This is a genomic window from Streptomyces sp. NPDC033131 (assembly GCF_055578365.1).
Genome location: NZ_JBVIPA010000001.1, coordinates 289,758 through 312,299, shown reverse-complemented (window position 1 = coordinate 312,299; position 22,542 = coordinate 289,758). Strand labels below are relative to the sequence as shown.

Sequence of the window (22,542 nt, the reverse complement as noted above, 5' to 3'; positions counted from 1 at the left end):
CTCATCCCGCGAGTAGCCGAGGTCCACGAGCAGACTCGCGGACGGACGGAGAATTGCCAGATCGGGGTCTTCGCTGCCTACGCCTCCGCCAAGGGCCGGGCTCTGGTGGGCCGCGAACTGTATCTGCCCAGGTCCTGGACCGAAGATCCGGAACGCTGTCGTGCCGCCCGAATCCCGGAGGACAGGTCCTTCGCGACCAAGCCGGAGCTTGCACGCGCCATGGTCCGGCGGGCGCTGGACTCCGTGCTGCCGATCGCCTGGGTCACCGCCGATGCGGCCTACGGGCAGGAGTGGCACTTCCGGCGGATGCTGGAGGAGGCCGGTGTCGGTTACGTCCTGGCGGTGCCCAAGTCGCAGCAGGTCAAATCCCCCGTGGGGAGCTGGCGCATCGACCACGTCCTGACCGGCGCTCCGGTCGATGCCTGGGAGCGGATCTCCTGCGGGGACGGCGCGAAGGGGCCGAGGGTCTACGACTGGGCAGCCGCCAAGCTGCCCACCATCGACGGCACGGCTCCCACCCACTACCGCTGGGTGCTGGCCCGCCGCAGCCTGGCGCGTCCCGAGGAGATCGCCTACTACCTCGCCTTCGCCCCGACGCAGGCCACCGTCACCGAGCTGGCGAGGGTGGCCGGCACCCGGTGGGCCATCGAGGAGTGCTTCCAGGCCGCGAAGAACGAGTGCGGCCTGGACCAGTACGAAGTCCGCCGTTACGTCGGCTGGTACCGCCACATCACCCTGGCCATGCTCGCGCACGCCTTTCTCTCGGTGATGACCGCCCACGCACTCGAAAGGGGGGCGCAGAAACGGTTCGAGCAGCGTCGTTCCCCTCACCGTGGCAGAAATCCGACGGCTCTTGGACCTTGCCCATCCTCCCGCAGTCCGGCACCAGCCGCCCACCCGTCGGCTCCGCTGGTCCTACTGGCGCCGCCGCCACCAGGCCGTCGCCCGCCACTGCCATTACCAACGACGCACCAACCCCGAACGGGTGAGTCACGAACCACCGCCACCCTGACGGCAAGTCAGCTCGATAGACTCCTCAAGAGCCTCTTGACCAGGCCAAATGGAGAAGCACGACTGCAGTACTAGCACGAGCGACCTCAGCACCGTTCATCAAACGTCGCTTCCCATTGTCGAGACTGAGTCACAAGACTTGGGGAAATGAGCCATCAACCGGCTGCCCGACGGTACTTCCGGACCGCGAGCGTGCGGAAGATCGCGACGATCAGGATCGAGTAGATGAGCGAGGCCCAGACGGGGTGGGCCATCGGCCACGCGTCGGACGGCGAGACGCCCGGGTCACCGAAGAGCGTGCGGCACGCCTGGACGGTGGCGCTGAACGGGTTCCACTCGGCGATCGGTTGCAGCCAGGACGCCATCTGTGAAGAGTCCACGAACGCGTTGGAAATGAAGGTCACCGGGAAGAGCCAGATCAGGCCGCCAGAGGTGGCCGCCTCCGGGGTGCGCACACTCAGGCCGATCAGGGCGCCGATCCAGGTGAACGCGTAGCCAAGGAGCAGCAGCAGGCCGAAGGCGCCCATGATCTTGCCGAAGTTGGTGGGCTCCGCGTAGCCGGGACGCCATCCCACCAGGAGAGCCACGCCGGCCAGGACGACCAGGGTCAGCGACGTCTGCACCAGGTCGGCAATGGTGCGGCCAGTGAGGACCGCCCCGCGGGCCATGGGCAGGGAACGAAAGCGGTCGATGAGACCCTTGTGCATATCATCGGCAATGCCCGCGCCGGCTCCGGCCGTGGCGAAGGTGACGGTCTGCGCGAAGATCCCCGCCATCAGGAAGTTCTTGTAGACGTCCGGGTCGGTGGAGCCGCCGATGCTCATCGAGCCGCCGAAGACGTACGTGAACAGGACGACGAACATCACCGGCTGAATGAGCCCAAAAATAATCATTTCGGGAATTCGGCTCATGCGAATCAGATTCCGGCGGGCGATGACGATGGAGTCGCTCACTGCACTCACTTCGCCTGCTCCTTCCCTGCGCTCTTCTTGTGCCGACGGTCTTTGGCGTCCTTGGCGTCTTCGGCATCTGCGGCGGTCTTGGTGCCCGTGCCGTTCTCCTCGTCCTTGGTCTCGGCCACGTGGCCGGTCAGGGAGAGGAAGACGTCGTCCAGGGTCGGGCGGCGCAGGCCGATGTCGTCTATCTCGATGCCGCGGGCGTCCAGTTCACGGATGACCTCGGCGAGGAGCTTCGCGCCGCCGGTGACGGGCACGGTGAGCTTGCGGGTGTGCTCCTCCAGGGTGGTGTCGCCCTTGCCGAAGCCGCCCAGCACCTCGCGGGCGGTCGGGATGTGCTCCCGCTCGTGCACCACGACCTCGACGCGCTCGCCGCCGGTGCGGGCCTTGAGCTGGTCGGAGGTGCCGCGGGCGATGACACGGCCGTGGTCGACCACGGCGATGTCGTGGGCGAGGTGGTCGGCCTCTTCCAGGTACTGGGTGGTCAGCAGCAGGGTCGTGCCGCCGGAGACCAGTTGTTTGATGACCTCCCACAGCTGCTGGCGGTTGCGCGGGTCGAGGCCGGTCGTCGGCTCGTCCATGAACATCACGGGCGGGGACACGACGAGCGCCGCGGCCAGGTCGAGGCGGCGGCGCATGCCGCCGGAGTAGGTCTTCGCGGGGCGGTCGGCCGCGTCCGCCAGGTTGAACTGCTCCAGCAGCTCCGCGGCCCGGGCCTTCGCGGCCTTGGCCTTCATCTGGTAGAGCTGGCCGACCATCTCGATGTTCTCGCGGCCGGTCAGGTATTCGTCGACCGCGGCGAACTGGCCGGACAGGCCGATCGAGCGCCGCACCTCGTTGGGCTGCTTCAGCACGTCGAGGCCGGCGACGACCGCCCTGCCGCTGTCGGGGCGCAGCAGCGTCGTCAGGCAGCGGACGGTGGTCGTCTTGCCCGCGCCGTTCGGCCCGAGCAGGCCCAGCACGGTGCCCTCGGGGACATCGAGATCGACGCCGTCCAGAGCCCTTACGTCACCGAAGGTCTTGACCAGGCCTTCGGCATAGATGGCGCCTGGCATAAAAGTCTCCACGTCGTTGGGGGATCTTCTGAGAGTCTGGTTACGGGTGGCACACGACACACCGTAACGCGATGTATCGCGTCTCTCAATGGACTTACCCGATCGGGTGACAAAGAGGCGCCTGACCTCAGCCGATGACCGTGTAGCCCGCGTCGCGCAGGGCCTGGCCGACCTCGGCGCAGTGCGCCGGTCCCTTCGTCTCCAGGTGCAGCTCCACCTCCGCCTCCGTGAGCCCGAGCCGTGGATCGGTCCGTACGTGGCCCACGTCGAGGACGTTAGCGTCCACCACTGACAACACCCCGAGAAGCGTCGCGAGAGCGCCGGGCCGGTCCGTCAGCCGGAGGCGCACGGCCAGGTAGCGGCCCTGTGCGGCCAGTCCGTGGGTCAGCACGCGCTGCATCAGCAGCGGATCGACGTTCCCGCCGGACAGCACCGCCACGACCGGCCCCTCGAAGGAGCCGGGGTCGCTCAGCAGGGCGGCGACCGGGCTCGCCCCGGCCGGCTCGACGACCAGCTTGGCCCGCTCCAGGCACAGCAGCAACCCGGTGGACAGCTCGTCCTCCGTCACCGTGCGCACCTCGTCGACCAGCTCGCCGATGATCCCGAACGGCACGTCGCCGGGCCGTCCGACCTTGATGCCGTCGGCCATGGTCGCCGGGTTCTCGATCACCACGGGTCGCCCGGCCGCCAGCGAGGGCGGGTACGCGGCCGCGCCCGCCGCCTGGACGCCTACGATCCTCACGTCCGGCCTGAGCGCCTTCACCGCGACCGCGATGCCGGCCGCCAGCCCGCCGCCGCCGATGCCGACGACGATCGTGCGCACCTCGGGGCACTGCTCCAGGATCTCCAGGCCGACCGTGCCCTGGCCTGCGATGATGTCAGGGTGGTCGAACGGGTGGATGAACACCGCGCCGGTCGCCTCCGCGTACTCCTGCGCGGCGGCCAGCGTCTCGTCGACCACCTGCCCGTGCAGGCGCACCTCGGCGCCGTAGTGCCGGGTGGCGCTGATCTTCGGCAGCGGGGCGCCCTTCGGCATGTACACCGTGGAGCGCACGCCGAGCAGCGACGACGCCAGGGCCACGCCCTGCGCGTGGTTGCCCGCGCTGGCCGCGACGACCCCCGCGGCCCGCTCCTCGGGCAGCAGCCCGGCGATACGGACGTACGCGCCGCGCAGCTTGAAGGAGCCCGTCCGCTGGAGGTTCTCGCACTTGAAGTGGACCGGCGCGCCGACCAGCCGGGTCAGATGCCGGCTGCCCTCCATCGCGGTCGTCCTCGCCACGCCCGAGAGCATCTTCTGGGCACCACGCACGTCGTCGAGCGTCACCGGCGGCACGGAAGGGACCTCGCGGTAGTTCATGACTCAAGTCTCCCAGTTCACGCGCGCGGGCCCCCTGCGTGACCAACCTCCGAGACCGGTTTGCACAGCCCTGGTACGGCCCGCCTCCGGGCCGCGTACCCTGTCCCCCAATCCAGCACCCCTTCACGAAGTGAGCCTCCGGCCATGCCCACAACACCTGAAATGTCGATGGACATGACGACCGTCGGTGACAGCGGTCTCCTCGACACGCTGCAGCACGAGGTGGCGGTGTTCGCCCGACGTGCCGAACAGACCCGGCTCGGCGGGGTGGGGCAGGTGCGCAACTCCATGGACCGCGCCGCGTACCTGCTGCTGAACCGGCTCGACAAGGAAGGCCCGATGGGCGTCAAGGCGCTCGCCGCGAGCATGGGGATCGACTCGTCGACGGTCACCCGTCAGGTCGCTCCGCTCGTCGACACCGGGCTCGTCAAGCGGACCTCGCACCCCGAGGACGGGCGGGCGGTGGTGCTCCAGCTGTCCCCGCGCGGGCTGTCCCGCCTCGAGGAAGTGCGCTCGTCGCGGCGTCAGTTGATGGCCGAGCTGACGCACGACTGGGCGCCGGAGGAGCGCGAGGCGTTCTGCACGCTCCTCACGCGCTTCAACACCGCCCTCTCCGCCCGGATGGCGGCACACGACGTACCGGGGGCCGACGCGCCGTCCGCCTCCTGACGGCCGGCTCCCCGCGCACCGGCGCGGAGTTCGCGGCTGCGCGGCTCTTGACCGCGGAGTTCTCGGCTCTGCGCGGCTCTTGACCAACGGGCCGCGTCTGGCCTCATATGAGACCGGGTCCCCGTCGTACACCGATGCGCATGCCGTACGGGGCCGGACCCGTTCTCTCAGGATCGCCCTCAGGCGGGAGGTGCGGTGCGGCAACGGCAGGCGGCCCAGGGGGCCCGCCGGGCACGCGAGTTCGAGGCGTTCGTCGCGGGCGCGGCCGGGCGGCTGCTGCACGCCGCCACGCTCCTCACCGCGGAGGACCCGCACGACAACCCGCGTGCGCGGCGCCTGCTGACGCTGGCTCTGGCGCACACGTACGCGTGCTGGGACCGGCTGCGCGGCGAGGACCCGTACGACCGGGCCCGCCAGTACCTGGCCACCCGCTTCGCGCGGGGGGCGTGGCACCACTACGGCGGCCTCGTCCCGGCCCGCCGCGACCCGGCCGGCGCTCTGGCCCGGCTCGCTCCGCAGGAACGCCTGATCCTCGTCCTCAGGTTGTACGAGGGCGTCGCCGAGGAACAGGCGGCGGCGCTTCTGGGCGTCCCCGTGGAACGCGTCCGCACCCTCTGCGACCGGGCCACGGCGACCATGCTGCATCCGCCGCGGGGCCCGGCGCCGTCGGTGGGCGGGCCGAGGGTGGCGCCGTCATGAGGCGGCCCGGTGGCCGGAGGCGCGTGTGAACCGGCCCGAGCGGGAGGCCGCCGTACGGCGGATGATGGAGCGGTCCGTGCCGTCCGTGCCCCAGGAGCTGTACGGCGAGGTCGTGCGGCGTGGCGCCCGCATGCTGCGCCGCAGGAGGGCGGCCCGGCGCCTGCTGTGGCTGCTGCTCCTCGCCGCGGCCGTCGCCTTCGTGGTGTGGGCGCTGACGGCCCAGCCGTGGGTGGAGCCGCCGTCGGACACGACTCCACCGGTCACGGACTGGTGACCTGGGCGGGGACTCGGGGCGAGCGGCCGGTGAGCGCCGCCGCCGGCCGCCAGGGGCCGGATGCCTATGACCTGTCCGGCCGATCAAGTCGCAGGAAAGCGACGGTGCGACATCGTGCCGGTGAGCGGGGTGTGGTGCGTGCAGTTGCAAGGCGGAGGAGGGCGTCGACGCGATGGGGGTGCCCCCGCTCGAGCGAAGTCGGGAGTGGGGGAGTCGGCAACCGACGACAACGCGGCAGATGCGCGTGCCACACCCCGCGTCTGGGGCATGACCGGCCGGACAGGTCCTAGCCGAGGGCCTGCTGCAGGTCCTCCAGGAGGTCGTCGGCGTTCTCGATGCCCACGGACAGGCGTACGAGGTCGGCGGGCACCTCAAGGGCCGAGCCGGCCGTGGACGCGTGCGTCATGCGTCCGGGGTGCTCGATGAGCGACTCGACGCCGCCCAGGGACTCGCCGAGGGTGAACACCTTGGCGCGGTTGCAGACCTCGACGGCCGCCTCCTCGCCGCCCGCGACCTGGAAGGAGATCATGCCGCCGAACGCCCGCATCTGCTTGGCGGCGACCTCGTGGCCGGGGTGCTCGGGCAGCCCCGGGTACAGGACGTTCGTCACGCGCGCGTGCCGGGTGAGCATGTCGGCCACCTTGGTGGCGTTCTCGCTGTGCCGGTCCATGCGCACCGACAGCGTCTTGGTGCCGCGCAGCACCAGCCAGGAGTCGAAGGGGCCGGCGACCGCGCCCATCGCGTTCTGGTGGTAGGCGAGCTCCTCGCCCAGCTCCGGGTCGCCGACGATCAGGGCGCCGCCGACGACGTCCGAGTGGCCGCCCATGTACTTGGTCAGCGAGTGCACCACGATGTCCGCTCCGAGGGACAGCGGCTGCTGCAGGTACGGCGTGGCGAAGGTGTTGTCGACGACGAGCCGCGCGCCCGCGTCCCGGGCGATCTGGGCGACGGCGGCGATGTCGGTGATGCCGAGGAGCGGGTTGGAGGGGGTCTCCACCCACACCGCCTTGGTCTTCGGGGTGATGGCGGCCCGTACGGCGGACGGGTCGCTGGTGTCGGCGACCGACCACTCCACGCCCCACCGGGAGACGACCTTCGCGAACAGGCGGAACGTGCCGCCGTAGGCGTCGTTGGGGATGACCACGTGGTCGCCGGGGCTGAGCAGCGTACGCAACAGGCAGTCCTCGGCCGCCAGTCCGGACGCGAACGCGAGGCCGCGGCGGCCGCCCTCCAGGGCCGCGAGGTTCTCCTCCAGGGCCGTCCTGGTCGGGTTGGCGCTGCGGCTGTACTCGTAGCCGCCGCGCAGGCCGCCGACGCCGTCCTGCTTGTAGGTCGAGACCTGGTAGATCGGCGGGACGACCGCGCCGGTGAGGGGATCCGCGGTGTTGCCCGCGTGGATCGCGAGGGTCTCGAAGTGCTGACTGATGTGCCTGTCGTTCATGGACACCGAGCGTAGTGCGCTCGGGAGTTTTCCACAGGCGCCGACCGGGTTGGCCAATTGTCCGAGGCGTCTGGAACCCTTGAGACATGGAAATTCTCTGGGTCCTGATGGCGCTGGTCATGCTTGGCTTCGTGCTGCTCCCCGTCATGCGGCGCAGGCGCGGCATGATCGAGCAGGTTTCGCCCGGCCACCCGGACGCCGCGGACCCGGCGAACTACGGCTTCGCCCTGCAGGAGGAGCTGGACGTCCGGATGCCCGGCCCCGACCAGGATCTGGTGGATGTCCTGGACGTGGTGCAGCGCACGCAGGATCACCGGGCGGCGGCCCAGCTCCTCGCCGGTACGGAGGCCGCGGGCGAGCTGCGGTGGCAGCGCGTCCAGGCCTTCGCGGGCGCCGCCTCGCTGGAGCTGCGGCAGCGGCCCGGCGGGGTGAGCGAGGCGCCGGGCGGGCAGTGGCTGCGGGTGTGGCGGGCCGAGGCGCCGAAGGACGCGGGCGGCGCGGCGGTGCACGCGGAGTTCCTGGTCCAGCAGGCGTGGCGGACGTCGACGCCGGGCACGGACGAGTTCCGGATCATCATGGAGGAGGCGAGGTCGGCGGTCGGCGACGCGGCTCTGCTGGCTCCCGGCGACCCGGTCCCGTACATCGTCGAGCTGTCGGTGGCGCGCGGACTGGGGTATTCCCAGCCGGAGTTCGAGCAGCTCTGGCTGAAGATCCTGGACCGGGCCCCGAACCACATGGGGGCGCATCTGGCCGCCCTGCACTACTGGTGCGAGAAGTGGCACGGCTCACGCGAGCAGGCGTACGGCTTCGCGGAGGCGGCGGCGGCGAGAGCTCCCCGGGGTTCCCTCCTGGCGGCCATGCCCCTTTTCGCGGTCTTCGAGCACCTGCCCGAGGTGAACCTGGTCAGCGGCTTCTACCAGAGCGAGACCGTGACGAAGGCGATGCACGGCGCGCTGTACGCGGTCCACTCGGCCCGCGCCGACGACCCGATGCTGGCGCACGTCCGCCACCTGCTGATCTTCTTCCTGGTCCGTGCCGAGCGCTGGGCGGAGGCGATGAGCCAGCTCGTCCACGTCGACGGCCACGTCGGCGCCCTCCCCTGGACGCTGTCCCCCGACCCGGCCGGGGAGTTCGCGGTCTACCGCGCCCTGGCGGTCGCGGGCTACGAGGCGAACGGCGGCAGCCCGGCGACCCTGTCGAACTGACGACGTACGTGGCGTGAACCGGGACCCGGGCGGGCCCGGTCTCGCCTCCACAGGGCCGGGCGCGGCTCTCCTGCCTCGCCTCCACCCGGGCGCGTCTTGCCTCACTCCGTTCTCTGGGTCGTCCTGGCCCTCATCGGACTCCCCCTGCTCGCTCTCGGGCTGTACTTCCTCAAGGCGATCGTCCAGGGAGCCGTCGAAGGCTGGCGCGGGGAAGGGAACGGCGACGAGGAGTACGAACTGCCCGCCACGGCCGCCGCCCTCGGTCTGCTGCCCCCCGAGCGGCAGGACACCAAGTCCGCGGCACCGCTGCCGACCGCGCTCGTCGCGGCGCTCGACGCGGCCAAGGCCGGCGACTGGCAGCCGGCCGCGGCCCTGCTCGACGCGTCGGCCGACGCGCGGGACTGGGAACACCGCTCCTTCCACAGCGGACGGCTCGCCTCCCTCGCCGCGGAGGACGACGCGTGGCTGCTGGCCTGGGAGGCCGCCCGCCCCGACGACCCCGGCGCCGCACTGGTGCAGGCCCGCAGCACGGTGACCCTGGCCGGGAAGATCCGGGGCGCGAAGCGGGCCAAGCACACCACCGCCGAGCAGTTCGAGGGCTTCCACCGCGTCATGGCCCGGTCCCGCGAGGAGCACGCCCGCGCGGCCACCCTGGCCGTCGAGGGCGACCCCACCCCGTACATCGGCGAGATCCCGACCGCGCTGGGCCTCGGCTACCCGCACGCCGAGATGGACCGCCTGTGGAAGGAGCCCACGGACCGCGCCCCGCACCACTTCGAGGCCCACTACTTCGCCCTGCAGTACTGGTGCGCCAAGTGGCGCGGCTCCGAGCCGCTGGCCCGCGAGTTCGCGGCGAGCGCCGCCGCGAAAGCCCCCTTGGGCAGCCTGATGACGGTGTTCCCCCTGATCGCGTACTTCGAGCACGACGATTCCGGCTCGGCGGACGCCGACCGCACCCCCGGGATGCGAGCCCTGGTCGACGCGGCGCTCGCCGACGTGGCGGCGGCCGATCCGGCCCACCCCCGCCTGCCGGAGGTCCGCCGCCTGCTGGCGTTCTACCTCTGTCTGCAGGACCGGGACGAGGCGGCCGTGGAACAGTTCCGCCAGGTCGACGGGTACGTCGACGCCCTCCCGTGGCGTTACCGAGGCGACCCGGCGAGCGAGTTCTGCCGCCTGCGCGACGCGAGCCTGGCGAATGCGGGCGGGGCGGCGCAGGGCTCACCGGGCTGCCGGTGTCCGGCCGGAATTCGGGGCGGCACGCAAACGTTGTTACGGGTGCCGCCCCGCAAACCGATGCATGAAGGAGCCCGCGCCATGCTGTTCGGCCGTACGCCCGTCCTGCCCACCCCCGAGCAGGCGCTCCAGGGCCGCTCGGAGCCGACGTTCTCGGTCCCCGACCGCCACACCGTCCTCGGCACCCCGCTGCTCGGCCCCTACCCCGAGGGCTACGGCATCGCCGACTTCGGCCTGGGCTGCTTCTGGGGCGCCGAGCGCAAGTTCTGGCAGCTCCCGGCAGGCGTCTGGACCACCCTCGTCGGCTACCAGGGCGGCCACACCGAGCACCCGACCTACGAGGAGGTCTGCTCGGGCCTCACCGGCCACACAGAGGCGGTCCGCGTGGTCTACGACCCCGAGCTGATCTCATACGAGCAGCTCCTGAAGACCTTCTGGGAGTCCCACAACCCCACCCAGGGCTTCCGCCAGGGCAACGACGTCGGCACCCAGTACCGCTCCGCGATCTACACCCACACCCCGGAGCAGGCGGCCGTCGCCGAGGCCTCGCGCGAGACGTACCAGAAGGTCCTGACGGGCTCGGGCCACGGCACGATCACCACGGAGATCCTCCCCGTCGAGGGCCGCACGTTCTACGTGGCGGAGGGATATCACCAGCAGTACCTGGACAAGAACCCGGCGGGGTACTGCGGGATCGGCGGGACCGGTGTGTCCTGCCCGATCGGCGTGGCCAAGGCCGAGGGCTGACGTCACCGGTGGGGCTTCGGCCCATACGCACGCTGAATGCGTGAGGAGCGGTTACGGCTCTGCTGACGGCACACAGCACTGAGGTGTGCCGTCGGCACTACTACTGCCCCAGCTCCAGCTGCCCTGCTGGGCGCTGAACCTCTGCAGGACAGGGTTCCTCTCACGGAGGTGGGTGACTTCGCCGCCCGCCAACACGCGGAGAACGCTGCTGATCGAGGCACTTCCCAACTCTTGGATACAGCGAGGTCCGCGCGGACCTCGCTCGCCGAGTGCGGCGTCATCTTCCCGACGGACATCAATCGCCGCTGTTGCCGACCGTCAACCGGCACTCCGCCTTCCTACGAGCTCCGTGGTCCGATGAGACGCTCAGCTTTGGCATGCACAGTCATGGCATCGGAAGCCTCCCCGTACGGGCTATGTATCTCTGAACAGGTACATGCCCCCCTGGTTACGCGCATACGCAGCCTAGGTCTGGTTCGGGGTTGGGGACATGCGGCGGCTCAACTGAGGGAAGGATCAGGGCCACACCGCGCAACCGTCCTCCCCCGCATGCGCAAGGAGCTGCGTGAAGCGAGTCGCCATGACGTCACAGGAAGTTGTCGCCGACTACAAGGCTGGCCGGCGCGAATTTTATTATGCCCAACTCGACGACGCTGAATTTTCTGAAGTCTCCCTTCCTGGCATCTGCTTTGAGTACGCTTCCCTGCGTCGGGCAAAGTTCCAGGGGGCTCTGCTCCTCAATGCACAACTCAAAGGAGCCGACCTGGTGGAGGCCAGTTTTACAGGTGCTGCCCTTTCAGGTGCCGACCTGAGCAGCGCAGATGTTTCTGCCACTGATTTTCGCTCGTCGGACCTGACTAAAGCCTTCCTGAACGGTACCAAGTGCATTGAAGCCGATCTCAGGAAAGCGAATCTAGGAATGGCACGACTCGACAACGCTGATTTGTCGGGGACGCGCCTTGACGGTGTACTTCTGAGCGGCACCGGCATCAACTCCATCGACGCCCAGTCATTCTGCGAAGCCAGAGGAATCCGGCACGAATCCCCCTCTCCAGTCGACTCACGCACGGTGATGGCAACCTATCCACACCCCCGGCTGCGGACATTCATGACCGACTGCGGAGTTCCCGATATTTTTGCCACTTTCATGATCGACTGCGCTCACGCCATCAACGTTTCGGACTTAAGGACCCTGATGCAAAGCACTTTCATCAGCTACGGTGGGCCGGATGAGCCTTTTGCAAGCAAACTCTACAACGCTCTCAGGTCGCATGGTGTCGTGACCTTCTTCTTTCCCGAAAACGCCACACTCGGGGAGAGAATCGACACAGAGTTGTTCAACAAGCTTCAGGAGCACGATCGCATCATCCTCATCTGCTCCGCAGACTCTCTCAATCGTCCAGGCGTCCTCCACGAGATTCAGGAGACACTGGGTCGTGAAACTCGTGATGGAGGGGCCACGTACCTCCTCCCCATCACGTTGGACGACTATGTATTCTCGGACTGGAAGAAAAAGGAGCCGATTCTCGCCGAAAGAATCGGGCGCAGAATCGTGGGTGACTTCCGAGGAACGATCAGCGATTCCGACAGATTCGACATTGCCATGAAACGTCTAATTGACGCCCTCATGAAGAAGCGCCCCTGACCCAGCCTTTCCCAGCACTGAAGGGGCGAGGTCGCCATCGCCCCGATCAGAGCCGCAGCGGTGCCGGCGGTCTCAGCCTTTGTGGGCACCGTCTGCTCGCTGCTCATGACGGTGCCGACCAAGAGGACTAACGGGAAGGGAAGGCGCCCTTGACCCAGCAGATACCCGAAGACGCACGAGCCCTCCTAAAGCACCATTACGGTCGCTTACGCAAATATCTTGCGGTGCGAGGATGCAACCCCGAGCTACTTGAGAAGAACGCAGCCGATGCAATTCTAATTGTCGTACACAGTTGGAGCCAATACGAGCAAGACGGTGCTTCACCACTCGAATCCCTATACACCGTTGCTACGACCCTGTGCCGCGAGCAGAAAGCTAATTGCTGCCGAATCTTGATATTGGAAAGCGAGATCCCCACAGAACCTGATTCGACATCCCCAGGTTTCGCAGATTCGAGCGACAGCATCACTGAGATCTCGGCAATGAAAACGGCCGTCTGGTCGGCCCTTGCCAAAACCGAGCTACCACTGCGCGTGGTTCTCTGGCTCCGCCGAGTGGAGAATTTCAATGTGGCACAGACCGCCGACATCCTACAGGTACCGGAAGGCACCGTCAAAGCACAAGAATACCATGGTGACATAATGTTCAAAGGCCTGTTGCGCGTTTCAGGAGCCCTGCGAGAGAGAGAGCGGGGCTAGCTCAATGAGCGACGACGACGACATTTCTCAACGCTTTTTCCTGTACGAGGCGGGTCAGCCTACGCCCGAAGAAGAATATGCGGCATCGATACGCGCCGCCGATGTCCTATCCCTGTTCGAAGGCAGCGAGTCAGAACAGCACCGGATTTCAGAGCTGGCTGCGCTGGTAAATATGAAGACTTCCGTGCAGGGAAAGGCACGCCGCTCGGCAGAAGCAAGGGCTCGCAGATTGGCTGCCGCAACGCCCGAAGGCGGGCTTCCGGGAGGGCGGAAAGCAATCAAGGTCGGTCTGGTCTTTCGCAAGCAACCGGATCGCTGGTTCAGCGAACTGGACTTGTGCGAGGCTACGAAATCTGTACAACCCGTCCTCTATCCCATCGTACGCCAATTCGTTGAGGCAGGATGGCTGCATGAACGCTGGGACACAGAAACTCCCGAGGGTGAACCCCGGATGAAATTCTACCGTGCATCCAAGGAAGGGGCATCGGCACTCGGGCTCATGATTGCAAGCAACAGCACCGCACAGCCTAAATCTCGAAGTCTCTTTGGATTCCTTCGCCCCAAGGGAGTGTGAGCCCTGCTGATGCGTTACATTCCAATGACCTTCATACTGCTCTGGATCATCAGCTTCCTTATCGTCACCCTGGGGGCGACCAAGTACTTTGTCTCCAATGGAGATCAAGAAAGTATCACTTCGGCGAAGAACACGATTCTGTATGGACTAATCGGAAATCTTTTGACAGGCGCCATCGCGACCGCTTCCACCATTGCCTTCTGGGACGGATACGAAACTCCGGACGTTCTCTGGGCCATTGCTGGGACCGGGGCGGTCGCGACCACCAGCCTTCTGTTGCTAATCAAAGGGCTGGTAGATCACTCGCGCTCCCGCGCCGAAGGAGATGAACGGCCATCGGCGATAATTGGTGGCGGGATGATCGGCATTTTGTTGTCCGGTATCTTCATGGCGCCAACCACCGTCGGTATGTGGATTGCCGACATCGGCTTCGGGACAGGAGCAGCCCTCGTCGTCGCGGTCGTAACTTTTGTCTTCGCAGTCAGTTTTCTCATGCTCATAGTCGCAGGATTCAAGTACATTACATCCGGCGGCGATAGCGGAAGCGTAAGTTCAGCGAAGAACACTCTGATATACGCGATTATCGGACTAATTCAGTCCGTGGGTCTATTTCTGGCACTTTGGGTCACTGCGATATGGGGTGCAACGCGCGCTTTGGCTGCGGCCACGCTGATCACAGCAGCCGGCGTTGCGCTGGTGTCTTACGGTATTCTGCTGCGCAGGTCCCGGGGCGCAGAGAACGCGAAGGAGAACAATAACCTCTATATCCCGATCGGCACCGCTCTCGGGGTATACGCCACTGCAGTGAGCGTGACTACGCTACTGTTTCAGATCGCCTTGCAGCGTCCCACGACCGCTGACCTCACACTTGCCGGATCCGCCAGTACCCCGACCTTACTTGCCATACTCGCAACCACTATCCCGAAGGCATCCTCAAAAGCACTGCGTTCTGCAATGGATTCTGTCGCCCACATCGGCGCAGCCGGCCTCCCTGAAAATGAGCGGGCCGACTTCACCGAGAGCACACGCGCATTATTGCACGGTTGCAGGCGCCGCGATCGCTGGCGGCAGATGTACTTCATAGTTGTGCAGGGGCGCGAAATGGCATCTACGCGGCGAGACGCCCTCGCTCGCCTGGACGCCGCAGCAGACGCAATTTTGAGAGATGAAGTCGAACTATCTCTGTCGAAGAGACAACGATGACCGTGATGCCGCTCCTGGTACTGCTTGCTATTTTCTCCTTCTTCGCCCTCACGGTGTTCCGCGGTGCTCCTTTCCTCCCCACACATCCCCGTCAGATACAAGCCGCACTTGACCTCCTTCCCACCCAGTCAACGCTTCTTGATCTCGGGAGTGGGGACGGTTCGGTGCTGAGAGCTGCAGCGGCCAGAGGGCACCAAGTTTACGGATTCGAGATAAATCCGCTACTCTACCTAATCTCTCGACTGCGCTGCCGAGGGTCTGGCGACCGAGTTACCATTCGATGTCGCGATTATCTCATCACGCCCATTCCAGCTGCGGTTGACACCATATACGTGTTCACGGCCGGTCTTTACGTTGAGCGGCTCGCCCGCAAATTGACGCTGGAGATGGAAAATCGCGACACCCCGTTAACGGTCATCAGCCATGGTTTTCCCATCCCTGGTGTGGTTCCTTTTCACACGGCACGGGCTTTTTTCGTCTACAGATACCAGGCAACTCGCACGGGTGGGTGATCGTCGTCACCGAGTCCGTCCGGCCAGCCGCCCACCGCGCCTCCCACGAGGCCGCGCCCGGCACTTGGAAGGTTTGAAGCCTCTGGTCACCGCGAACACGTGGCCAGCTCTGCCCCGCCGCCGACGCTCAAGCCGACCGCGGAGGGCCCTCCGGGCGGCCAGCCAAGGCGCCGTATCGCTTCTCCCTCAGCATCCGCTCATCCCCAGCCCTCCGCCACGGTCGCCGCGCTACGGCAAGCCGTCAGCCAGATCGTGCCCAGCGCACTGCCGGCCTTCACCTCCGTTCGACGCCTTGTAGCCGGCGCGCCGCTCACGGGCTCCGGGACCAATGCGAAGCATCGAGCTGCGGCTTGCCCGTCGCTTGCAGGTGCCCAGCCCCGGTCGCGGCCTTCCGCCCCGCGTGCGAGCCTGGATTCATGATCCGGAAAGCACCTGGTCGCCTGCCCGTGCGGGGGAACTGACGGACGGTGGGCGCCAGGCCGGGGGGAGGCCCGAAGGGAGTTGCGCCGCATGATCCCGGTCGCCGCGTCACCTGTACGTCTCGAAGCGTTTCTCGATCCCCGGCTGTCCAGATGGCTGTGGCTGGTGAAGTGGCTCCTCGCCATCCCGCACTACATCGTGCTGTTCTTCCTGTGGATCGCGTTCGTCGTCGTGACGGTCATCGCGTTCTTCGCCATCCTGTTCACCGGCCGGTACCCCCGGTCCCTCTTCGACTTCAGTGTCGGCGTGATGCGCTGGAACTGGCGTGTCAGCTACTACGCCCACACCGCGCTCGGCACCGACCGGTACCCGCCGTTCACCCTCGCGGACGTGCCCGACTATCCGGCGCATTTCGACGTCGCCTATCCCGAGCGTCTGTCCCGCGGCCTGGTCCTGGTGAAGTGGTGGCTGCTGGTGATCCCGCAGTACATCGTCGTCGGGATGTTCGTCGGTGGCGGCTGGGGTTGGGGAGAAGGGGGCGCCTGGCGTGGCGGCGGCCTGATTCCCTTCCTCTCCCTGGTCGCCGTGATCATCCTGGCGTTCACCGCCCGGTACCCGGTGCACCTCTTCGACTTCCTGATCGGCCTGGCCCGCTGGGTCGCGCGGGTCACCGCCTACGCCGCCCTGCTGACCGATCAGTACCCGCCGTTCCGTCTCGACATGGGCACGCAGGACTCCCCGCCGACGAGGACCTCGGTGAGCAAGGAGACGTAGCCCGGCGCTCAGCCGTCGAGGGAATCTCGGTTGCCCTCGACGGCCCGGTGAGGGCTAGATACCTGTTATGGCCGACATTCGGGGCTCGTACGACGATCTGTTCACCGCGGTGCCCAGCACGCTGGCCGCCTTCCTGGACGAGGGGGACGCGGGCGCCTCGGTGGCGGTCTTCGTGGACGGTGAGCCGGTGGTGGACGTCTGGGGCGGGTTCGCCGACGCGGATCGCACGGTGCCGTGGGAGCGGGACACGATCGTCAACGTCTGGTCCGTCACGAAGACGATGACGGCGCTGTGCGCCCTGGTCCTGGCCGACCGCGGTGATCTCGACCTGGACGCTCCGGTCGCCCGGTACTGGCCCAGGTTCGCCGCGGCGGGCAAGGAGAAGGTGCTGGTGCGGCACCTGCTCTCGCACACCGCGGGCCTGCCCGACTGGGAGGGGCCGGTCGACGAGCTCTACGACTGGACGTCCGCCACGGCACGGCTGGCCGGGCAGGCGCCTCGGTGGGAGCCGGGCACCGCGGCCGGGTACCACTCGATCACCCAGGGCTTCCTGGTGGGCGAGGTCGTACGCCGGATCACGGGCCGGAGCGTCGGCGACTACTTCGCCGAGGAGGTGGCCGGACCGCTGGGCGCGGACTTCCACGTCGGACTGTCCGCCGAACACGACCACCGCGTGGCCCTCACCGTCCCGCCCCCTTTCCGGGACGAGGACTACACCGCGAGCACGCCCGCCGGCGACGCGAACCCGGCCGCCGGAACCGGGATGCGGGTCCGCGACGGGAACAGCGTGGCCTGGCGCCGCGCGCAGATCCCCGCGGCGAGCGGATTCGGCAACGCCCGCTCGGTCGCTCTCGTGCAGTCGGTGATGGCCTGCGGAGGAGCGGCGCGGGGCGTGCGGTTGCTGTCGCGGGCGGGCTGTGAGCGGGCGTGGGTGGAGCAGTTCAGCGGTGATGACCGGATCCTTGGCATGCCGGTGCGCTACGGCCTGGGCTACGGGCTGTTCGGCAGCACCTACGGGTGGGGCGGCTGGGGCGGCTCACTGGTGATGATCGAACCCGACGCACGCATGGCGGTGGCGTACGTGACGAACCAGATGCGCGAACCCGCGGAGGACCAGCGGGGGTTGGAGATCGTCATGTCCGCCTACGACGGCCTTACGGGTCTGCGTACCTGACGGACGGAAGGTCCCGGTCCGACCGATCACAGCGCGTCATGCGGTGGTCGGAGCGCGTCGGTCACTTCGCGAGCGAACGCGCCTCCCCCTTGCCGCGGTTGGCCGCAGGCGCTTCACTGATCGCGACTCACACCCCCCACAGGAGAACACCCGTCCCACCCAGCCGAAGGGTCTTCTCTTGACCGACAGACGTGCCACCACCACGGCCCGCACCCACACCACGGCCCGCGCCACCACCATGGCCCGCGCCACCGCCGTCACCGCGGCCGCCTGCGCCGCCGTGCTCGCGACCGCGCTGCCCTCGTCCGCGATCAACTCCTACAACGCGACCCCCGCGCCGGAACTCACCGAGGTCGGCGCCCTCGTCGCCACCTGGGACAACGACGCGAACCCGGCGACCCCGGACCGCGTCGACTGGGTCTGCTCAGGCACCATGATCGACGGGAACACCTTCCTGACGGCCGCCCACTGCACCACGGACTGGCCGGACAACGTGCGGTTCTACGTGTCCCTGGACCAGAACGTCCAGGCCGGACTCGACGCCGCCGCCGTCAAGTACCCCGGCGACCCGGCCGCGCAGGCCGCCGCCGTGGGCGTCCAGGGCACCGCCCACACGGACCCCGCCTACCCCGGCCCCGCCTCCGACACGCACGACATCGCGGTGGTCGATCTGCCCGCCCAACAGCTGAAGGCGCGCTGGACGTTCACCCCCGCGGCTCTGCCGACCGCCGACCAGTTCGGCGCGCTCGGCTCCAAGGGGCTCAACGCCGCCGACTGGTTCGTCGCGGGGTACGGCACCCAGGAAGCCGTCAACGGACCGGGCGGCCAGACCCACCCGGGCGGCGGGGTCCGCATGAAGGCACCGGTGACCTTCGACGCCCTCAACAACGCGTGGATACGGCTGGCGATGACCGCGCCCCAAGGCAACGGTGGTGCCTGTTACGGCGATTCGGGCGGCCCCAACTTCGCGGTCGTCGGCGGCAGGACCATCCTCGCCGCGACGACCATCACCGGCGACACCCCGTGCTACGCCACCAACGTGACCTACCGCCTCGACACCCCCGGCGCCCGGGCCTTCCTGTCCCCCTTCGTCAAGCTGCCCTAGCGAACTCCCCCGCCGGCTTCGCGTGACACCGGGGCCGGCGGGCGGCCGGGCCGGGCCGCGCCTCTCAACTCCCGCTGCCGTACGGCCGCGTGAGGATCTCCAGGTTGTGCCCGTCCGGATCGTCGAAGTAGACGCCCCGGCCCCCGTCGTTGTGGTTGATCTCCCCCACCTGGCTGTGGAACGGGTCCGCCCAGTAGGTCAGACCGGCATCCCGGACGCGGGTGAAGATCGTGTCGAAGTCGTCCTCGGAGACGAGGAAGGCGTAGTGCTGGGGGGTGATCGGGCCGGGGGTGTCGATGTAGTCGAGGGTCACGCCGTTGGGGATCTCGACGGGGATGAAGGGGCCGTACGGCGGGGCCACCTTCAGTCCGAGGAGGTCGGCGAGGAACCGGGCCGAGGTGTTCTTGTCGTGTACGGCGACGATGGTGTGGTTCAGCTGGACGGTCATCGTGCGGGCCTCCTCGCGCCGAGTGCGGGGCTCCTTCGTATCGACCATACTCCAGGACCGGTTAAGGTAAGCCTTGCCTTAGCAAACCGGTTTATCGCTGAACGAGTGCAACGGTGCCAGGACACCGGTGAACCAGTACATCGTCGGAGTCGTCGTGCGTGCACCAGCAGTGAAAGCCGTCCTGGCCGCGACCGTTGTCGGAGGGCTGCTCGCCGGCTGCTCGTCGTCGGACGGCGGTGACGGGAGCGCGGAGAAGGCGGACGGGGCGCGCAATCCGGTGATGGGCGCGTCGGCAGGAGCCTCGGCGGGGCCGTCCGCCGCGCCCAGCGCCCTCGCCGACGGCATGGGCGCCGACACGGACACCGACGGGACGTTCCCGCGGACCGTCACCCACTTCCAGGGCAGGGCGACCCTCGAGGCCGAGCCCAAGAAGATCGCCGTCCTCAGCACCGGTCAGCTCGACGACCTGCTGTCCCTGGGGATCGTGCCCACGGCCGCCACCCGCGCCGACAACGCCGGGCTGGTACCCGACTACCTCGCCGACGCCTTCCCGAAGGACAAGGCGCGGCTGGCGGGCATGACCGACGCGGGCACCCGGCAGGCGCCCAATCTGGAGTCCCTCGCCGCCGCCGAGCCGGACCTGATCCTCGCCAACGACTCGCTCGGCGACCTCTACCCCAAGCTGTCGAAGATCGCGCCCACCGTGATCACCGCCGGCAACGGCATCAACTGGAAGCGCGACCTGCTCCTCGTCGGCGAGGCCGTCGGCAAGGGCGAGGCGGCCCGGAAGATGCTGGCCGACATCACCGCCGACGCCGCCGGGAAGGGCGCGGACCTGGGCGATCCCACCGTCTCCATGGTGCGGTTCACGCCCGACCGCACCCGCATGTTCGGCGTCTCGTCCTTCACCGGGTCCATCGCCGTCGACATGGGGCTGTCGCGGCCCGAGTCGCAGCGGTTCGCGGCCATCTCGGAGGACATCGGCCCGGAGAGCATCGACACCGCCGACGGCGACTGGATCTTCTACTCCGTCCAGGGTGACGCCGGCGAGACCGACGCGGCGAGTGTCGTCGCCGGGCCGTTGTGGAAGTCGATGAAGGCCGTCGAGGCGGGACAGGCCGTGAAGGTCGACGACGACCCCTGGTACCTCAACGCCGGTCCGACCGCCGCGCGTCTGGTGATACGACAGCTCGCCGAGCACATCGGCACGTGAGCCCCAGACACCTCGCCTGGCCGGCGGCCGTCCTCGCGGTGGCCGCCGTCGGCATGCTCAGCCTCGCCGTCGGCACCCGCGCGGTGCCGCTGTCGGCCGTGTTCGACGCCCTGCTGCACGGCGGGGGTTCACCGGACGCCCTGGTCGTACGGTCGCTGCGGGTGCCGCGCACCGAGGTCGGGCTGGCCGCGGGTGCCGCGCTCGGCGTCGCCGGCGCCGCGCTCCAGGCCGTCACCCGCAATCCGCTCGCCGACCCCGGCATCCTCGGGCTCAGCCAGGGGGCCGCGGCCGGCGTCGTCCTCGCGATCGGGTTCGGTCTGGCGAACGGCTTCGGCGGGTACGTCTGGTACGCCTTCGCCGGTGCCGTCGTCGCCGCGTGTCTGGTGTACGCCATCGCCGCGCGCGGACGGGAGGGGGCGTCGCCGGTGAAGCTGGCGCTGGCGGGCACGGCGTTGTCCGCGATGACCGCCGGTGCGACGACCGTCGTCCTCACCTCCAGCTCCGCCACGCTCGACCAGTTCCGGTTCTGGCAGGTGGGCGCGTTGAGCGGGCGGGACGCTGACACGGTCGTCCGCATGCTGCCGTTCCTGGCGGTGGGCGCCGTGCTGGTGCTGGCCTGTGCGCGAGGGCTGGACGCGCTGGCCCTGGGCGAGGAGACGGCACGGGCGCTGGGGCATCGGGTGCGGCTGGTGCGGGGGGCGGCGGCGCTGGGGGCGACCTTGCTGACGGCCGCCGCGGTGGCCGCGGCCGGTCCGATCGCCTTCGTCGGGCTGGCCGTGCCTCACCTGGCCCGGCGGCTGGTCTCCGGCGGCCATCGCGCCGTGCTGCCGCTCTCCGCCCTGCTGGGCGCGGCGCTGCTGGTGGGCGCGGACGTGGCGGGGCGGGTGGTACGGGCTCCGGCGGAGGTGCCGGCCGGGGTGATGACCGCGTTGGTGGGGGTGCCGGTGCTGGTGGTGCTGGTACGGCGCAAGGGCGTGGCCGCATGAGCCGCCGAGCCGCGGGCAGTAGGGCGGCACAGGTGGGCGCGCAGGGCACCCCGTCAGCGCCGGGCAGCGCGTCCGAGTCCTCGGCACCGACGCCGGGTGCCCTCGCCTCCGGCCTCACCGTCCTTCGCCCCGGCCGCCGCGTCTCCCTCCTCCTCCACCGCCGCTCCGCCGCGGCCGCCGTGACCCTGCTCCTTCTCCTCGCGACCGTCATGCTCGCGTCGGCCTGCCTGGGCCAGACGTACGTGTCCCCCGCCGAGGTCTGGCACACCCTGCGCACCGGCGCCGGACCGTACGACCTGGTCGTCGGGGAGTTGCGGGTGCCGCGGATCGTGCTGGGGGCGCTCGTGGGGGCCGCTCTCGGAGCCGCGGGGGCGCTGGTGCAGACCGTCACGCGCAACGCGCTGGCCAGTCCGGACGTGATCGGCGTGGGGCACGGGGCCGCCGCCGCGACCGTGCTCGCCCTGGCGACGGGAGCCGTCCGCTCACCCGGCGCGATGCCCGCCGTCTCCGTGGCCGGAGGACTTGCCGCAGCCGCTCTGGTCTACCTCCTCGCCTGGCGGCGCGGTATGCAGCCGAGCCGCTTCGTGCTGACCGGCGTGGGGATCGGGGTCGCGTTGTCCGCGATCGTCCAGCTGTATCTCACCGACAGTGAGCTGGAGGCCGCCGAGCAGGTCAAGCTGTGGCTGACCGGCAGCCTGAACGGGCGGGGCTGGGAGCAGGCGGGGCCGCTGGCCGCAGTCCTCCTGCTGTGTCTGCCCGCGCTGGTGTGGGCGGGCCGGGCCGTACGGCCGCTCGGGCTCGACCCGGACACGGCGGCCGCGCTCGGCGTCCGGGCGGACCGGGCCCGGCTCGGCCTCACCGTGCTGGGGGTCGTCCTCGCCGCCATGGCGACCGGTGCCGCGGGACCGATCGGGTTCGTCGCGCTGACGGCACCCCAGCTGGCCCGCCGGATCACCCGGACGCCTCACCTTCCGCTGTGGTGCTCGGCGTTGACCGGCGCGGTCGTGCTCGTCGCGGCCGACCTGGCGGCCCGCACCCTGCTGCCCCCGCTGGAGATCCCGGTCGGCGCGCTCACGTCGCTGGTCGGGGGGCCGTATCTGCTGTGGCTGCTGGGCCGTCGTACGGCCCGGCGCTGAGGGCCCC

General features: G+C 68.8%; 21 protein-coding genes and 2 pseudogenes. 18 read left to right on the top strand and 5 right to left on the bottom strand.

From position 1 onward, the window contains the following. Positions 1 to 33: 33 nt before the first annotated feature. A pseudogene (locus ACZ5XS_RS01365) lies at positions 34 to 989 on the top strand (IS701 family transposase); the annotation flags it as partial. 177 nt (positions 990 to 1,166) lie between these two features. Here the strand turns inward: ACZ5XS_RS01365 and ACZ5XS_RS01360 are convergent. The 3 genes from ACZ5XS_RS01360 to ilvA all read right to left on the bottom strand — a co-directional run bounded on the left by ACZ5XS_RS01360 (position 1,167) and on the right by ilvA (position 4,379). Next, positions 1,167 to 1,973, bottom strand: a complete 807-nt coding sequence (locus tag ACZ5XS_RS01360) for an ABC transporter permease (RefSeq protein WP_468647162.1) — start codon at positions 1,971 to 1,973, stop codon at positions 1,167 to 1,169. Further along, positions 1,970 to 3,022: an ATP-binding cassette domain-containing protein gene (locus tag ACZ5XS_RS01355; protein ID WP_468647161.1), complete on the bottom strand. Its 1,053-nt coding sequence runs from the start codon at positions 3,020 to 3,022 to the stop codon at positions 1,970 to 1,972. Before ACZ5XS_RS01355 ends, ACZ5XS_RS01360 begins: the two co-directional genes overlap by 4 nt. Positions 3,023 to 3,149: 127 nt before the next feature. After that, positions 3,150 to 4,379 carry a threonine ammonia-lyase gene (gene ilvA / locus ACZ5XS_RS01350; protein WP_468647160.1) on the bottom strand — a complete coding sequence of 410 codons (1,230 nt, stop codon included), beginning with the start codon at positions 4,377 to 4,379 and terminating at the stop codon, positions 3,150 to 3,152. Between the two features lie 162 nt (positions 4,380 to 4,541). Here ilvA and ACZ5XS_RS01345 point away from each other — a divergent pair, with 162 nt between their 5' ends. The 3 genes from ACZ5XS_RS01345 (at position 4,542) to ACZ5XS_RS01335 (ending at position 6,021) form a co-directional block, all read left to right on the top strand. Continuing rightward, entirely contained in the window at positions 4,542 to 5,048 is a 507-nt protein-coding gene (locus tag ACZ5XS_RS01345; protein ID WP_468647506.1) for a MarR family winged helix-turn-helix transcriptional regulator, read from the top strand. Between the two features lie 195 nt (positions 5,049 to 5,243). Next, entirely contained in the window at positions 5,244 to 5,747 is a 504-nt protein-coding gene (locus tag ACZ5XS_RS01340; RefSeq protein WP_468647159.1) for a sigma factor-like helix-turn-helix DNA-binding protein, read from the top strand. Positions 5,748 to 5,772: 25 nt separating this feature from the next. Next, a complete protein-coding gene (locus tag ACZ5XS_RS01335) occupies positions 5,773 to 6,021 on the top strand; it encodes a hypothetical protein (protein WP_468647158.1) in 249 nt (82 codons plus the stop codon). A 286-nt stretch (positions 6,022 to 6,307) separates the two neighbouring features. Here ACZ5XS_RS01335 and ACZ5XS_RS01330 read toward each other — a convergent pair whose 3' ends face one another. Then, a complete protein-coding gene (locus tag ACZ5XS_RS01330; RefSeq protein ID WP_468647157.1) occupies positions 6,308 to 7,462 on the bottom strand; it encodes a cystathionine gamma-synthase in 1,155 nt (384 codons plus the stop codon). Between the two features lie 86 nt (positions 7,463 to 7,548). Here ACZ5XS_RS01330 and ACZ5XS_RS01325 point away from each other — a divergent pair, with 86 nt between their 5' ends. The 11 genes and pseudogenes from ACZ5XS_RS01325 to ACZ5XS_RS01275 all read left to right on the top strand — a co-directional run bounded on the left by ACZ5XS_RS01325 (position 7,549) and on the right by ACZ5XS_RS01275 (position 18,752). Further along, positions 7,549 to 8,667: a hypothetical protein gene (locus ACZ5XS_RS01325; RefSeq protein WP_468647156.1), complete on the top strand. Its 1,119-nt coding sequence runs from the start codon at positions 7,549 to 7,551 to the stop codon at positions 8,665 to 8,667. A gap of 96 nt (positions 8,668 to 8,763) precedes the next feature. Then, a pseudogene (locus ACZ5XS_RS01320) lies at positions 8,764 to 9,888 on the top strand (hypothetical protein); the annotation flags it as partial. 93 nt (positions 9,889 to 9,981) lie between these two features. Continuing rightward, entirely contained in the window at positions 9,982 to 10,647 is a 666-nt protein-coding gene (gene msrA / locus ACZ5XS_RS01315; RefSeq protein ID WP_468647505.1) for a peptide-methionine (S)-S-oxide reductase MsrA, read from the top strand. Between the two features lie 565 nt (positions 10,648 to 11,212). Then, on the top strand, positions 11,213 to 12,292 hold the full coding sequence (locus ACZ5XS_RS01310; protein ID WP_468647155.1) for a toll/interleukin-1 receptor domain-containing protein: 1,080 nt from the start codon (positions 11,213 to 11,215) through the stop codon (positions 12,290 to 12,292). Between the two features lie 149 nt (positions 12,293 to 12,441). Further along, entirely contained in the window at positions 12,442 to 12,990 is a 549-nt protein-coding gene (locus ACZ5XS_RS01305; protein ID WP_468647154.1) for an RNA polymerase sigma factor, read from the top strand. A gap of 4 nt (positions 12,991 to 12,994) precedes the next feature. Continuing rightward, positions 12,995 to 13,564, top strand: a complete 570-nt coding sequence (locus ACZ5XS_RS01300) for a hypothetical protein (RefSeq protein WP_468647153.1) — start codon at positions 12,995 to 12,997, stop codon at positions 13,562 to 13,564. 24 nt (positions 13,565 to 13,588) lie between these two features. Further along, positions 13,589 to 14,767 (top strand): hypothetical protein, encoded by a 1,179-nt coding sequence (locus ACZ5XS_RS01295; protein WP_468647152.1) that lies wholly within the window; start codon positions 13,589 to 13,591, stop codon positions 14,765 to 14,767. After that, positions 14,764 to 15,279, top strand: coding sequence for an SAM-dependent methyltransferase (locus ACZ5XS_RS01290; protein ID WP_468647151.1), 516 nt, complete (start codon positions 14,764 to 14,766; stop codon positions 15,277 to 15,279). Before ACZ5XS_RS01295 ends, ACZ5XS_RS01290 begins: the two co-directional genes overlap by 4 nt. Before the next feature lie 510 nt (positions 15,280 to 15,789). Further along, a complete protein-coding gene (locus ACZ5XS_RS01285; RefSeq protein ID WP_468647150.1) occupies positions 15,790 to 16,473 on the top strand; it encodes a DUF4389 domain-containing protein in 684 nt (227 codons plus the stop codon). Positions 16,474 to 16,540: 67 nt separating this feature from the next. After that, a complete protein-coding gene (locus tag ACZ5XS_RS01280; RefSeq protein WP_468647149.1) occupies positions 16,541 to 17,647 on the top strand; it encodes a serine hydrolase domain-containing protein in 1,107 nt (368 codons plus the stop codon). 178 nt (positions 17,648 to 17,825) lie between these two features. Beyond that, positions 17,826 to 18,752 carry a trypsin-like serine protease gene (locus ACZ5XS_RS01275; RefSeq protein ID WP_468647148.1) on the top strand — a complete coding sequence of 309 codons (927 nt, stop codon included), beginning with the start codon at positions 17,826 to 17,828 and terminating at the stop codon, positions 18,750 to 18,752. A 64-nt stretch (positions 18,753 to 18,816) separates the two neighbouring features. On the opposite strand, the gene ACZ5XS_RS01270 is transcribed toward ACZ5XS_RS01275, so the two are convergent. Further along, entirely contained in the window at positions 18,817 to 19,200 is a 384-nt protein-coding gene (locus tag ACZ5XS_RS01270; protein WP_468647147.1) for a VOC family protein, read from the bottom strand. Positions 19,201 to 19,354: 154 nt separating this feature from the next. Here ACZ5XS_RS01270 and ACZ5XS_RS01265 point away from each other — a divergent pair, with 154 nt between their 5' ends. The 3 genes from ACZ5XS_RS01265 to ACZ5XS_RS01255 are packed head-to-tail and all read left to right on the top strand — an operon-like array spanning position 19,355 to position 22,535. Beyond that, positions 19,355 to 20,413 carry an iron-siderophore ABC transporter substrate-binding protein gene (locus tag ACZ5XS_RS01265; RefSeq protein WP_468647146.1) on the top strand — a complete coding sequence of 353 codons (1,059 nt, stop codon included), beginning with the start codon at positions 19,355 to 19,357 and terminating at the stop codon, positions 20,411 to 20,413. Beyond that, positions 20,410 to 21,399, top strand: a complete 990-nt coding sequence (locus ACZ5XS_RS01260; protein WP_468647145.1) for a FecCD family ABC transporter permease — start codon at positions 20,410 to 20,412, stop codon at positions 21,397 to 21,399. Before ACZ5XS_RS01265 ends, ACZ5XS_RS01260 begins: the two co-directional genes overlap by 4 nt. Next, complete coding sequence (locus ACZ5XS_RS01255; RefSeq protein WP_468647144.1) at positions 21,396 to 22,535, top strand: FecCD family ABC transporter permease; 1,140 nt, start codon at positions 21,396 to 21,398, stop codon at positions 22,533 to 22,535. The genes ACZ5XS_RS01260 and ACZ5XS_RS01255 overlap by 4 nt, the downstream gene beginning before the upstream one ends. Positions 22,536 to 22,542: the final 7 nt, after the last annotated feature.

Bases quoted from the DNA above. Each gene is read 5' to 3' on its own strand.
- ACZ5XS_RS01270 (WP_468647147.1), bottom strand. From the start codon at position 19,200: ATGACCGTCCAGCTGAACCACACCATCGTCGCCGTACACGACAAGAAC.
- ACZ5XS_RS01345 (WP_468647506.1), top strand. From the start codon at position 4,542: ATGTCGATGGACATGACGACCGTCGGTGACAGCGGTCTCCTCGACACG.
- ACZ5XS_RS01295 (WP_468647152.1), top strand. From the start codon at position 13,589: ATGACCTTCATACTGCTCTGGATCATCAGCTTCCTTATCGTCACCCTG.
- ACZ5XS_RS01280 (WP_468647149.1), top strand. From the start codon at position 16,541: ATGGCCGACATTCGGGGCTCGTACGACGATCTGTTCACCGCGGTGCCC.
- ACZ5XS_RS01290 (WP_468647151.1), top strand. From the start codon at position 14,764: ATGACCGTGATGCCGCTCCTGGTACTGCTTGCTATTTTCTCCTTCTTC.
- ACZ5XS_RS01355 (WP_468647161.1), bottom strand. From the start codon at position 3,022: ATGCCAGGCGCCATCTATGCCGAAGGCCTGGTCAAGACCTTCGGTGAC.
- ACZ5XS_RS01300 (WP_468647153.1), top strand. From the start codon at position 12,995: ATGAGCGACGACGACGACATTTCTCAACGCTTTTTCCTGTACGAGGCG.
- ACZ5XS_RS01285 (WP_468647150.1), top strand. From the start codon at position 15,790: ATGATCCCGGTCGCCGCGTCACCTGTACGTCTCGAAGCGTTTCTCGAT.
- msrA (WP_468647505.1), top strand. From the start codon at position 9,982: ATGCTGTTCGGCCGTACGCCCGTCCTGCCCACCCCCGAGCAGGCGCTC.
- ACZ5XS_RS01255 (WP_468647144.1), top strand. From the start codon at position 21,396: ATGAGCCGCCGAGCCGCGGGCAGTAGGGCGGCACAGGTGGGCGCGCAG.
- ACZ5XS_RS01330 (WP_468647157.1), bottom strand. From the start codon at position 7,462: ATGAACGACAGGCACATCAGTCAGCACTTCGAGACCCTCGCGATCCAC.
- ACZ5XS_RS01325 (WP_468647156.1), top strand. From the start codon at position 7,549: ATGGAAATTCTCTGGGTCCTGATGGCGCTGGTCATGCTTGGCTTCGTG.
- ilvA (WP_468647160.1), bottom strand. From the start codon at position 4,379: ATGAACTACCGCGAGGTCCCTTCCGTGCCGCCGGTGACGCTCGACGAC.